The organism is Streptomyces sp. SID10853 (assembly GCF_010548145.1).
Classification (GTDB): domain Bacteria; phylum Actinomycetota; class Actinomycetes; order Streptomycetales; family Streptomycetaceae; genus Streptomyces.
Genome location: NZ_JAAGLN010000214.1, coordinates 1 through 12,110 on the forward strand (window position 1 = coordinate 1; position 12,110 = coordinate 12,110).

Annotated in this window: 11 protein-coding genes and 1 pseudogene; 10 read left to right on the forward strand and 2 right to left on the reverse strand. The window is 71.2% G+C overall.

Annotated elements, in window-relative coordinates:
- The first annotated feature begins 100 nt into the window (after positions 1–100).
- The 8 genes from G3I19_RS28825 (at position 101) to G3I19_RS28860 (ending at position 6,706) form a co-directional block, all read left to right on the forward strand.
- Positions 101–427: a hypothetical protein gene (locus tag G3I19_RS28825; RefSeq protein WP_164266656.1), complete on the forward strand. Its 327-nt coding sequence runs from the start codon at positions 101–103 to the stop codon at positions 425–427.
- A 60-nt stretch (positions 428–487) separates the two neighbouring features.
- Positions 488–889, forward strand: a complete 402-nt coding sequence (locus G3I19_RS28830; protein ID WP_164266657.1) for a nitroreductase family deazaflavin-dependent oxidoreductase — start codon at positions 488–490, stop codon at positions 887–889.
- 73 nt (positions 890–962) lie between these two features.
- Positions 963–1,514 (forward strand): hypothetical protein, encoded by a 552-nt coding sequence (locus G3I19_RS28835; protein ID WP_164266658.1) that lies wholly within the window; start codon positions 963–965, stop codon positions 1,512–1,514.
- Between the two features lie 187 nt (positions 1,515–1,701).
- Entirely contained in the window at positions 1,702–2,787 is a 1,086-nt protein-coding gene (locus G3I19_RS28840; protein ID WP_164266659.1) for a phosphatidylinositol-specific phospholipase C domain-containing protein, read from the forward strand.
- 200 nt (positions 2,788–2,987) lie between these two features.
- Positions 2,988–4,046, forward strand: coding sequence for a chitinase (locus tag G3I19_RS28845; RefSeq protein WP_239074899.1), 1,059 nt, complete (start codon positions 2,988–2,990; stop codon positions 4,044–4,046).
- A gap of 132 nt (positions 4,047–4,178) precedes the next feature.
- Positions 4,179–4,799 carry a TetR family transcriptional regulator gene (locus tag G3I19_RS28850; RefSeq protein WP_164266660.1) on the forward strand — a complete coding sequence of 207 codons (621 nt, stop codon included), beginning with the start codon at positions 4,179–4,181 and terminating at the stop codon, positions 4,797–4,799.
- Between the two features lie 40 nt (positions 4,800–4,839).
- A complete protein-coding gene (locus tag G3I19_RS28855; RefSeq protein WP_164266661.1) occupies positions 4,840–5,607 on the forward strand; it encodes an SDR family NAD(P)-dependent oxidoreductase in 768 nt (255 codons plus the stop codon).
- 58 nt (positions 5,608–5,665) lie between these two features.
- Complete coding sequence (locus tag G3I19_RS28860) at positions 5,666–6,706, forward strand: NAD(P)-dependent alcohol dehydrogenase (RefSeq protein ID WP_164266662.1); 1,041 nt, start codon at positions 5,666–5,668, stop codon at positions 6,704–6,706.
- Between the two features lie 94 nt (positions 6,707–6,800).
- Here the strand turns inward: G3I19_RS28860 and G3I19_RS28865 are convergent.
- A pseudogene (locus tag G3I19_RS28865) lies at positions 6,801–7,190 on the reverse strand (hypothetical protein); the annotation flags it as partial.
- A gap of 553 nt (positions 7,191–7,743) precedes the next feature.
- On the opposite strand from G3I19_RS28865, the gene G3I19_RS28870 reads away from it, so the two are divergent.
- Positions 7,744–9,204, forward strand: coding sequence for a SpoIIE family protein phosphatase (locus G3I19_RS28870; RefSeq protein WP_164266663.1), 1,461 nt, complete (start codon positions 7,744–7,746; stop codon positions 9,202–9,204).
- Between the two features lie 67 nt (positions 9,205–9,271).
- On the opposite strand, the gene G3I19_RS28875 is transcribed toward G3I19_RS28870, so the two are convergent.
- Positions 9,272–10,771, reverse strand: coding sequence for a hypothetical protein (locus G3I19_RS28875; protein WP_164266664.1), 1,500 nt, complete (start codon positions 10,769–10,771; stop codon positions 9,272–9,274).
- 232 nt (positions 10,772–11,003) lie between these two features.
- Here G3I19_RS28875 and G3I19_RS28880 point away from each other — a divergent pair.
- The coding region (locus tag G3I19_RS28880; RefSeq protein WP_164266665.1) for an aminoglycoside phosphotransferase family protein at positions 11,004–12,110 on the forward strand (1,107 nt) is incomplete at its 3' end.

Below are 12,110 nucleotides of genomic sequence, written 5' to 3' on the forward strand. Positions count from 1 at the left end.
CCGGCACCCGCCGCCGCGCGCCGGCCGGGACCCGGCCGGGCGTCACCCCAGCGCGTGCCTCCAGCGAGCGGGCCAGGGGCCGCGCGGCCACTATGGAACGGTGACGAATTCTCAGAAACTGGACCATCTCGCTCAGGTGACGACGGGCTGGGTCGCGCGCGATCTCAGCTCTCCGCACGGCCGGCTCAGGGACGCACTCGTCAACTGGCGCCAGGCGTTCCCGCCGTCCTTCACCACCGACTCGGCCGGTGCGAGCACCGCGCGGCTGGTGATCGCCCCGCCCGGCCCCGCTCACCCCGAGGACGCGATGCTCCTCCATCTGACGCGCGCCGAGGCGGACCGGCTGATCGGGCTGCTGCACCAGGACACCACGGAGCAGCTGGACAGACCCGGTAGTGTGCCCGCACGCCTGGGCGTCGGCGGCTGAGGCTCCCCCGCGGGCCCGGCCTTCCGACAGCGGAACAACGGAACAACAGAGGGGCCAGAGATGCTGTTCGGCAAGGAGCACGTCGAGCGTTACGTCGCCACCGACGGAGCCGAGGGTCACGAGTGGCAGGGAACGACAACCCTGATCCTCACCACCACCGGCCGCAAGAGCGGCCGGCAACGCAGCACTCCGCTGATCTACCAGGCGTACGGCGACGACCTGCTGGTCGTCGCCTCCAAGGGCGGATCCGACCAGCCCCCGGCCTGGTATCTGAACCTCCGGGCGAACCCGGAGGTCCAGGTGCAGGTGAAGGGCGACCGGTTCACCGCGCACGCGCGGACCGCGGGCCCCGCGGAGAAGCCGGACATGTGGCGGACGATGGCGGCGGCCTGGCCCGCGTACGACGAGTACCAGAGCAAGACCGACCGTGACATCCCCGTGGTGGTGCTCACCCGGTCCTGACGGCGACGGGCCGATGCGCGCGGGCGTAACATTTCCCCGCGCGCCGGCCGTACGTTCGCAGCAGGAGGAACCGTTGTCCCGCACCCCCGCACCCGGTGTCGTCACCGATACCGCCCGCCTCGTCCGTGATGCCGCCGGGGAGGACCGCGGCGCGCTGTGGCGGCTGGCCGAGCCGGGTCGGCAGCTGGACTCGAACGTGATCCGGCTGGCACCGGACACCGGGGTCGCCGGACATGTGGAGCCGGACCTCGACGTGCTGGTGTGCGTGGTCGGTGGCGGCGGGCAGCTGGAGACGGCCGACGGGCGCCAGGATCTGGCACCGGGCGCGGTGCTCTGGCTGCCGCACGGAGTCCGGCGCTCACTCACCGCGGGGCCGGACGGACTCTGCTACCTCACCGTCCACCGCCGGCGCGCCGGCCTCACCATCGCCTCCGCGCCCGCCGAGGCTCCCGCACCCGCACCCGCTGAGGCTCCCGCCTCCACGCCCGCGTCCGCATCCGCCGAGCACGGAGGGGGCGAAGCGGCGTGTCTGCTCCATCTGGTCTGCCCCGGCTGCGGGCGCCTCGCCCAGGAGTCCGGCGCGCGGTTCTGCTCCCGGTGCGGTGAAGAGCTGCCCGCCGCCTGACACCCTGTCAGCCCTCGCTCTTCGCGCCTTTCGCGCCTTTTCGGGGCGACTTCCCGCAGCCGTGTTGCCCATGTCGCCCTCGCCGCAGGGCGATTCCCTTATGTTGCTTGGCATGTCTCCGTCGATTCACCCAGGGCTGCGACAGTCCTGACGGAGAGCCCCCCCCCACACACACACAGGAGGAAACATGTCAGGTCAACGGTTCAGATACGTTCCGCTCCGGCTGCGCGCGATACTCGTGGGCGCGGCCGCGGCCGGCCTCGCCCTCACCACGGCGGGCGGCACCGGCGGCGCGTCCGCGGCCGACACGGGTTCGCTGCCCCTTTCCGGAGCCACCACATCGGGCCTGCACAACACCTATGACCCCGCGACCTTCCCGTATCTCGCCCAGTCGCTGGACACCGGCACCTCGATGATCGAGCTGGACGTCTGGGACGACATCGTCACCAAGGAGTGGAAGGTCAGCCACTCCAACCCGCTGGGCAACAGCAACAATTGCGTGACGGCCGACAGCCCCGGCCAGCTCTACACCGGAGGCGCCAACAAGGATCTGGAGACCTGCCTGGACGACGTACGGGTGTGGCTCGGCGCCCACCCCGGGCACGCACCCCTGGTGATCAAGCTGGAGATGAAGGCAGGCTTCCAGTCCGATCTCGGCCTGGGGCCCGCCCAGTTGGACCAGGCGGTAGCCGCGCACCTGGGCTCCACGGTCTTCCGCCCGGCGGATCTGCTGGCCAAGCCGGGCGGCGGCCAGTACGCCACCCTGGACGAGGCCGCGACGGCCGGCAACTGGCCCACCCGCGCCCAACTCGCCGGAAAAGTCCTGCTGGAGATCATCCCCGGCACGGTCGAGGAGAAGAACCCGACCGACTCGCTGTGGACGGACCGGGAGTACGCCGGATACCTCCGCGATCTGCACACAGCGGGCCACACCGACCAGGCCCAGATCTTCCCCTCGGTGCACTCCGCCCAGGCGGGCGATCCCAGGTCGCGGTACACGGACGCGTCACTCCGGCCCTGGTTCGTCTTCTTCGACGGCGATGCGGCCGCCTACCTCGGCGGCACCATTGACACCTCCTGGTACGACACACACCACTACATGCTGGTGATGACCGACGCCCAGAACGTGGCCCCGGTCCTGGACGACAGAAATCCGTCCGCGTCCGACGCGCAGGCGCGCGTCGCCCAGCTCGCGGCGGCGCACGCGAGCGTCGCCTCCAACGACTGGACGGGACTCCCCGAGGTGCAGTCGGCCGCAGTGCCGCGCGGCTGACCACCGCTCCCGCGCCCCTCGGTCCGGACTCCCCGCGGGAGCCGGAACCGAGGGGCGCGGGAGAGCGTTCCGCGCTCCGCGCGATCCCCAAGGATTGGCAATGGTCTAGTCCAAGTCGTTGACGCGCACCCGACAGACGTCGATTCTGGCGGCCACTTCCTCATTCAGGAGACCGACCAGGAGAGCGACAGATGAATCGCATGCGCATCCGATCCCTGCTCTGCGGCGTGGCGGCGGCCGCGCTGGCCACCACCGGGCTGGCCGCACTCGGCGCCGGCCAGGCGGCCGGGGCAACCACGGACAGCAAGGCCACCGCCACCACCACTGCCGGAACCACCGCCCTCAGCGACCGCTGGTACGCGGCGGCCCCGTACCTCATGCCCACCGACAACAACCCGCCCGACGCCGGGGCCATCATGGACGCCACCGGGCTGAAAGCCTTTCAGCTCGCCTTCATCCTGGCGCCCAACGGCGGTGGATGCAGCCCGACGTGGGGCGGCACATCGGCCGTGTCGTCCGACACGGCGGTGGGTTCCGTCATCGACGGGATCCGCGCGAAGGGCGGCGACGTCTCGGTCTCCATCGGCGGGTACGGCGGCACCAAACTCGGCCAGGCGTGCTCCGACGCGGCCTCGACCGCCGCCGCCTACCAACAGGTCATCAGCAAGTACCAGTTGAAGGCCATCGACTTCGACCTGGAGGAGCCCGAGTACGAGAACACGGCGGCCGTCGCGCACGAGATCGGCGCGGCGAAGATCCTCCAGCAGAACAACCCCGGCCTGTATGTGTCGGTCACCACCGCGGGCACAGCCGACGGCACCGGCTGGTTCGGCAAGCAGATGCTGAACGAGGCCAAGTCGCAGGGGTTCACCCCCAACAACTTCTCGATCATGCCCTTCGACGGGGGTTTCAACGGGGCCGCGTCCCAGACGAGCGCGCTGACCAACTTCAACACCATCCTGCAGTCGACCTTCGGCTGGGACGAGGCGACCGCCTACGCCCACGAGGGGTTCTCCGGGATGAACGGGCGCAGCGACACCGGCGAGTACTTCAAGCAGGCGGACTTCCAGACCGTCCTGGACTTCGCCACCAGCCACCACATGGACCGCTTCACCTTCTGGTCGCTCAACCGCGACCGCCAGTGCAGCCCGCCGGACAACGGCACCACGTCGGGCACGTGCAGCAGCGTGCCGCAGGCGGACTGGGAGTTCGCCAAGTACTCGGTGACGTTCGCAGGGACGACACCGTCCCGCAGGTGACCACCCCGCACACCTGAACACCCCGGCACCCCGGCACCCCGGCACCCCGGCACCCCGGCACCCCGGCACCCCAGAAATGTCCCATTGGGCCTTATGTCCCAGTGGGACATTTCCGGGTGTACGGTGAAAAGCATGGACGATGAGGGGACAGCCGGGGACCGCCGGGCCCGCAAGGCCCGCCGGACCCGTGAAGCGCTCGCGGAAGCCGCATGCACCCTGGTGTGCGACCGTGGACTCAAGGCCGTCACGGTCGAGGACATCGCCGACCGCGCCGACGTCGCCCGCCGGACCTTCAGCCGGTACTTCTCCAGCAAGGAGGACGCGGTGCTGGACTCCGTACGGGCCGACGGCGACCGGATCAACGCCGCCCTGCGCGCCCGGCCCGCGGACGAGGCCCCGCTCGTCGCCTACCGCAACGCGGTGGACGACTGGCTCACGGACGACACCCACCCGGCCTGGCACCGCCGCCCGCGAATCTTCGAACTCATGCGGATCGCGGGCGGTGAGCCGACGCTCTATGCCGCCTTCCAGCACATCCGGGTGGAGGCCCAGGAGGATTCGATCCGGATCCTGGCCGCCCGGATGGGCGTCGACGACGAGCACGACCTGCGCCCCGCCGTTCTGGTGGGCGCGGGTGCCGGAGCCCTCGTGGCCGCCCAGTCCGCCTGGGTCCGCGGCTCCCGCCAGGACGCACTCCCCGGCATCGTCCATGCCGCCTTCGCCGCACTCACCGGCGAACTGCCGCAGGCGTGACACCCCCGCGGCGCACCGTACGAAAGGAAACACAGGCACCATGAGCAACACCACCCCCACAGATGAGTTCGCCGGCCGGACCGCACTGGTGACCGGCGGCGCGTCCGGCATCGGGCTGGCCATCGCCGGCCGCCTCGCCCGCGGCGGCGCCGCGGTGGTCGTCGCCGACTACAACGAGGAAGGCGCCCGCGAGGCCGCCGCCGGCCTCGAGGCGTCCGGGGCACGCGCCACCGCCGTCGCCGTGGACGTCACCGACCCCGCGTCGGTGGAGCGCGCCGTGCAGCACTCCACCGACACCTTCGGCGCGCTGCACCTCGCCGTGAACAACGCCGGCATCGGCGGCCCCAGCCTGCCCACCGGTGCGTACGAGGTGGCCGACTGGCAGCGCGTCATCGACACCAACCTCAACGGCGTCTTCTACTCACTCAAGTACGAGCTGCCCGCGCTGCTCGCCGCGGGCGGCGGCGCGATCGTCAACATGGCCTCCATCCTCGGCACCAACGGCTTCGCCGGGTCTCCCGCCTACGTCGCGGCCAAGCACGGGGTCGTCGGGCTCACCAAGACCGCCGCGCTCGAATACGCCGCGCAGAACATCCGGGTCAACGCCGTGGGACCTGGCTTCATCGATACCCCGCTGCTGCGCGACACCGACAACCCGATGCGGGAGCAGCTCGTCTCGCTGCACCCCGCGGGCAGGCTGGGCACGGCCGATGAGGTGGCGGAGCTGACGGCGTTCCTGCTCTCGGACCGCGCCTCGTTCATCCACGGCAGCTACCACCTCGTCGACGGCGGCTACGCCGCGCGCTGACCGATCACCACGGCGGGCCGGTGTCGGGGACCGGTCCCGCCCAGCTGAGGAGCACACCATGAAAGCAGTCCAGTACCGCACCGTCGGCGCCGCACCCGAGGTCGTCACCATCCCCGACCCCGAGCCCGGACCGGGCCAGGTGCTGCTGAAGGTCACCGCCGCGGGCGTCTGCCACTCCGACATCGCCGTGATGAGCAGGCCCGCCGAGAGTCTGCCGTACGAGCTTCCGCTCACCCTGGGGCACGAGGGTGCCGGCACGGTCGCCGCGATCGGCGCCGGCGTCACCGGCCTCACCGAGGGCGAGTCCGTCGCGGTCTACGGGCCGTGGGGCTGCGGCTCCTGCATCAAGTGCGCGGAGGGCAAGGAGAATTACTGTCTGCGCGCCGACGAACTCGCCATCCACCCGCCCGGCCTCGGTGCCCCCGGCGCGATGGCCGAGTACATGATCGTGGACAGTCCGCGCCACCTGGTGCCGCTCGGCGATCTCGACCCGGTGGGGGCCGTGCCGCTCACCGACGCCGGTCTGACCCCGTACCACGCCATCAAGCGCTCGCTGGCGAAGCTCACCCCCGGCTCCACCGCCGTGGTCATCGGCACCGGCGGGCTCGGGCATGTGGCGATCCAGCTGCTGCGGGCGATGTCCGCGGCGCGGGTCATCGCGCTCGACGTCACCGACGACAAGCTGGCGCTGGCCAAGACGGTCGGCGCGCAGGAGGCGGTGCTCTCCGACGAGCACGCGGCCGCCCGGGTGCGCGAACTGACCGGCGGACTCGGCGCACAGGCGGTGTTCGACTTCGTGGGCGTCCCGTCCACGGTGGCGCTGGCCGGTGCGGTGGCCGGCGTCGAGGCCGATGTCGCGCTGGTCGGGATCGGCGGCGGCACACTGCCCGTCGGCTTCGGCGCACTGCCCTTCGAGGTGTCGGTGGCCGCACCCTACTGGGGTTCGCGTTCGGAGCTCACCGAGGTGCTCGACCTGGCACGCGCCGGATCGGTGGACGTCCATGTGGAGACGTACCCGATCGACGAGGCGCCGCTGGCCTACGAGAGGCTGCACGCCGGGAAGATCAACGGACGCGCGGTCATCCTGCCGCAGAGCTGAACACCACGGTTGAGCTGTTCCATGTGGCGAGCAGCACGGCACCGGACGGAAGTCCCGTCCATTCCGGCAGGGCGGGCTGAGGAGAGACGGCGGGCGAGGGAATTGCGCGCTGCATCCGCAGTGCGTCCACGGATTCCGCGAGCAGTTCGTATTCCGTGGTGTCGTCGTTGATCGCGAATCGCATGAGACCGCCACTGGCCAGCACTTCGGCTGCCTTTTCCTGCTGCGGCCCGCCGTCCCGCCAGGCACGGAGGGCGCCCGGTACGTCGGGGGCGTCCGCGGGCAGTTCGAAGAGCGCCCGGGCCGGGAAGCAGCCACGGCCTGGGCTGGGATCAAGCCGTTCCGAGATCCAGGTCGCCCGGTCCCTGAGCCACCACAGGGCCAGCGGGAGAGTGGGGGCGCGGTAGGTGCCGAGCGGCACGCCGACGCGTCGTCCACCGCAGACTCCGTACGCGGTGACATGGCACAGGAATTCGTCGTGCACAGCCACTCCCCCAGGGCAGTTCGCGGCCACTGACCCGCTCATGGACCGGATATTTCCCAGGCCGGAGCGCGCGGGCCTTTCGCTGGTGGATCACAGTTGAATGGAACGGAATTCAACCGTCACAGTCAACGAGTATCTTCACTCCGCGCGCATTGTCACCATAGGGTTCTGGCCATATCTCTGGCATATTCGCTGTCGACCTTGGCCGAAAAGAAGAGCCCCGGCTGGTCGGGGGAGGCCAGCCGGGGCGGTCGGTGCGCGGGGACGGAGGGCCTGCGACTGAGCGCTCCGCTCCGTTCCCACATATAGGTGAACGGTGAACCAAGCCCGGATGTTCCAGCCCGGCCCGGGTAGTGGATGTGAGCTGCAGCACCCCGCGCCGCCGGGTCCGGCCGGCCCGCCTCTCCCGGGACCCGGCAGCCGGGGGCATATGCCAGAAGCACCACCGCACCGAGTATTGCCAATTCCCTTACGGGCCTTCGCTCCCTGTGCAACAGTCGTAACCGGTCCATCCCGCAGCTCTGGCCGCGCCGCGCCCGTATCGGAGTACGTCATGCCGTCCCATGTGTTCGCGGACCGTCCCGCCCCCCAGCCGCCCGAGCGGGGCACGGTTGACGCCCTCATCACCCGGACCCGCCTGCTGCGCGGGGACATGGACGCCGTACGGCGTGACGCCGCTGACGACGACGATGCACAGAGCCGCTGGCAGCGCGCCCTGTGCGATCTGGCCGTCCACCACCTCGACGACCTGGGCGCACATCTGGGACAGCTCAAGGAAGGGCTGCCGGCCGCCGGGACGGACCCCCTCACCGGTGAGCCCGCCGGACACGGCGCCCACGCCCACCCCGGGACCGGCGGCGGGCCCGGCGCACTGCTCGGCCGGGTGGGCAGCGCCGACTGGGATCTCCTCACCGACGAGGTCGACTGGTCGGACGAGCTGTACCGGATCTTCGGCCGGCCGCCGGAGAGCGGGCCGCTCTCCCTGGACGAGCTGCCCTCCGTGGTCCTGTCCGACGACCAGACGCGGCTCACCGCGATGGTCACCGACTGCCTGGTCGACGGCAAGCCGATCGACGGCGAGTTCCGGATCAGGCGGCCCGACTCGACCGTACGCACCCTCCACATGCTGGGTGAGCCCGTCCTCGACAGCGACGGCTGCACGGCCTCGATGTGGGCCGTGCTGCGCGATGTCAGCGATCTGCGGCGCAGCGAGCGCACGGTACGCGAGACGCAGGACTCGCTCCAGCGCCAGGAGCAGATCGCCCGGACGGAGCGCCAGGTCGCCGTGGAGTTACAGGAGGCCGTACTGCCGCCCTGGCGCGGTCCGTTACGGCTTCCGCGGGGCGGTCCGGCCGCGCTTGATCTGGCCGCGCACTATCTGCCGTCCGCCGCGCCCTCCCGTATCGGCGGCGACTGGTACGACGCGATGGCCCTCCCCGACGGCCAGTCGCTTCTCACCGTGGGCGCCCTGACAGGGCACGGCGTGGGCGCCACCTCCGCGATGGCGATGCTGCTGGGTGCACTGCGCGGCATGGCGGTGGCGGGTATCGCCCCCGGCGCGCTCATGGGCCATCTCAATGAACTCCTGGAAGCCTCCGCCCAGCCCGCGCTGGGCAGCGCGGTGTACTGCCGCTACGACCCCGTCGGACGGACCCTGGCCTGGGCGCAGGCGGGACACCCCGCTCCGCTGCTCTTCCGCGCGGGAACGGGGTGCGCCCTCACCCCGCCGAGCGGGGTGCTGCTCGGCTCGATGCCAGGGACGGCGTACGGACAGGCGCGGGAGCAGCTGCGGTCCGGGGACGTCCTGGTCCTGCACACCGGCGGGCTGACGGCACACGGCGCCGCGGACTCGTCGGATGAGGACGGACTGCTCGCGCTGGCACCGCGGTTCACCGGGAGCGGGACCGCACAGGAGTGCATGCGGATGATCGTCGAGCAGTACGGTCACCTGGAGCGCCGGGAAGACACCTGTGTACTGATCGCCCGCGTCGGCGAGGCACAGAACGCCGCATAGAACGCCACGCCTCTCCCGCAGCAGCCGGTCCCCCCCTGGGCCTCCCCCCCTTGAGCGGCCTGCGCCCCTAAGCCTGCGCGTTCCTGGGGCGCTTCATCTGCTGGGGCATGGCGAGCTGGATCTCCTCCCGCAGTTGCTGGATGCTCCCGTGGCGCGCGTACTGCCCGGTGAGCCGGTACATCTCACGCAGCCGGTCCCAGGTGCGGTGCGACGAGGTCTCCCCCATCGACACCAGCGCGAGCCGGGCGTAGCGGTCGGCCTGTTCGGGGTCGTCCGCGATGAAGCAGGCGGAGGCCAGCGAGATGTAGTCGAAGATCTTGGACCGCTGGCGGCCGTTGATGCGCAGCTCCAGCGCCCGCCTGGCGTGGCGCTGGGCAGTGGCGGCCGCGGACGGCTCGTGGTCCGCGAGCGTGCGGTAGGCCAGGGCCTGCATCCCGTGCAGGTCGGCCTCGTCGAACATCTGCATCCAGCTCGGCGCCGGCTCGTCACCGTGGTCCGATACGAACAGCTCCTCGGCCTCGCCGAGCGTGCGCCGCATGGCCTGACCGTGGCCGAGCGAAGCCTGCGCCCAGGCTTCGATGGTGTGCAGCATGGCACGGGTACGCGGCAGATTGCGGTCGCCTGAGCCGCTCTGCGCGAGCTTCATCAGGTCCAGCGCCTCGTCCGGGCGGCCCAGGTGCACCATCTGGCGTGCCGCGCGGGACAGTGCCTCGCCGGCGCGTGGCCGGTCGCCGCCCTCGCGCGCCGCGTGTGCGGCGATGACGAAGTACTTCTGGGCCGTCGGCTCGAGGCCCACGTCGTGGGACATCCAGCCCGCGAGGACGGCGAGGTTGGCAGCGACACCCCACAGGCGCCGCTGGAGGGAGTCGGGGTGGCGGTAGGAGAGCATGCCTCCCACCTCGTTCAACTGGCCCACGACCGCCTTGCGTTGGAGACCGCCACCGCGTGAGGCGTCCCAGGCACGGAAGATCTCGACGGAGTGCTCCAGCGCTTCGATCTCCTGCGACCCGACGGGCGCGGCCTCGTAGCGGTCGAAACCGGCGGGCTCGGCGTGCAGGGGCCGTTCGGTGCGTGGGGCGTCCGAAGCGAGGGCCGGGTCGGTGTGGAGCCAGTCGTGCATGGCGCTGCTGAGTGCGGAGCCTGCGGCAAGCGCAGCGCCTGCGCCCACCAAGCCGCGTCGGTTGAGCATGAGGTCCATTCCCGTGAATTCGGTGAGGACCGCCGCCGTCCGTTCGGGCGCCCACGGGAGGCCGTCCGGGTTCGCTGTCTCTTCCGCGTTCCCGACGGCCTGCCGTTTACCAGCGCGCCCAGGCCGTACGAACCCGAGGTCCTCGATGGTCACGACACGGCCGAGCCGCTCGGTGAACAGGGCTGCCAGCACCTTCGGCACCGGGTCTCGTGGGCTCTCGCCCATGTCGATCCAGCGCCGCACGCGCGAGGTGTCGGTCGCCAGCTGCGGGTGGCCCATGACGGCCGCCTGCCGGTTGACCAGTCTCGCGAGTTCGCCCTTGGACCAGCCGGCCAGGCCGAACAGGTCTGCTAGGCGGGTGTTGGTTTCTCCGGTCACGTCAAGCCCCCAGGTTCTCGGCTGGTTTGACAGTAACCCTGTGTCAGATGCCGTGCGACTATTCGCCAGGGTTCGCCAGGGTCCGCCAGATGGTGTGCCACCCGCGCCGCGTTGTGAGGTAGGAACGCGCCACCCCGACCCGGTGGCCGGACCGTACTCCCCAGGGTACGTACGGGCCACCGGGCGGGCAGCGTACGCAAACCGCCGGCACACGAAGGGATCTGTATCCCCCATGTACACAGCATCGTCCTCCGTGTCCGCCCCAACCCGGCCGCACCGTTCTCTCCCGGCCGGTGGCGGACCGTACCTCGACCCCTCCCACGCCGCTGCGGCGCTCGGCACCGGCCGGGTCCGGCGGGCGGCCGGGCCGGGCGCCCAACCGCTCAGCGGGAGGCTCGACTTGTCCGGCCCCCAGGGCGCTCAGCTGCGGATGGCGATCGCCTCGGTGCACCGCATCTGTCCCGAGTTCAACCCCGTGCAGATACTGCGCCGGAGCAGCCGGTCGGTCCTGCTCGTGGGAACGACCGGGCGGGCGACGGCAGTTGCCAAGTGTCTGATCGACCAGTCCCCCGCCTGGGCGGAGAGCTTCCGCCACGAAATAGCTACATACCGCACGTTCGTCCGGCACCGCCCACCGGTCCGGGTGCCGCGGCTCATCGCCGCGGATCCGGAGAACTGCACACTGGTGATCGAGCGGATGGCCGGACGGGCTGCGGCACTGCAGCGCCACCCCGTGGAGACCCCGCCGCGCGCGGATCTGCGGGCCGCGCTCGGCGCCGTCACCCGGGTGAACGCCTGGCGGCCGCCGGGCGGCCTCTTCGGCCAGCCCCTCGACTACGCCTCCCGGATCGCCAGGTACCACGAGCTGGGCCTGTTCACCGACCGGGACCTCGGCGACCTCCAGAAGCTGCTGCACGGGCTGGCGCACTCCGGCGGCCGGCAGGGCATGGGCCAGTTCTGTCACGGTGACGCGCTGCTCTCCAACATCCTGCTGTCACCGGCCGGTCCCGTACTGGTCGACTGGGAGCACGCGGGCTGGTATCTGCCCGGGTACGACCTGGCGACGCTGTGGTCCGTGCTGGGCGAGGCGCCGGTGGCGCGGCGCCAGATCAGCCAGCTGGCCCAGGCCGCCGGGCCCGCGGCGAGGGACGCCTTCCTGGTGAATCTGATGCTGGTGCTGACCCGCGAGATCCGTACGTACGAGACGGCCGTCCAGCGCACCATCCGCGAGGGCGCGCCGGCCGGCGCGGGCCACCAGCCGCAGCCCGGTGTGCTGTCCCACGGCGAGGAGCAGCGGCTGCTGCTGCGGCGGCTGCACGACGACTGCGCCCTGGCCCGG

Bases quoted from the DNA above. Each gene is read 5' to 3' on its own strand.
- G3I19_RS28855 (WP_164266661.1), top strand. From the start codon at position 4,840: ATGAGCAACACCACCCCCACAGATGAGTTCGCCGGCCGGACCGCACTG.
- G3I19_RS28840 (WP_164266659.1), top strand. From the start codon at position 1,702: ATGTCAGGTCAACGGTTCAGATACGTTCCGCTCCGGCTGCGCGCGATA.
- G3I19_RS28845 (WP_239074899.1), top strand. From the start codon at position 2,988: ATGCGCATCCGATCCCTGCTCTGCGGCGTGGCGGCGGCCGCGCTGGCC.
- G3I19_RS28860 (WP_164266662.1), top strand. From the start codon at position 5,666: ATGAAAGCAGTCCAGTACCGCACCGTCGGCGCCGCACCCGAGGTCGTC.
- G3I19_RS28870 (WP_164266663.1), top strand. From the start codon at position 7,744: ATGCCGTCCCATGTGTTCGCGGACCGTCCCGCCCCCCAGCCGCCCGAG.
- G3I19_RS28850 (WP_164266660.1), top strand. From the start codon at position 4,179: ATGGACGATGAGGGGACAGCCGGGGACCGCCGGGCCCGCAAGGCCCGC.
- G3I19_RS28830 (WP_164266657.1), top strand. From the start codon at position 488: ATGCTGTTCGGCAAGGAGCACGTCGAGCGTTACGTCGCCACCGACGGA.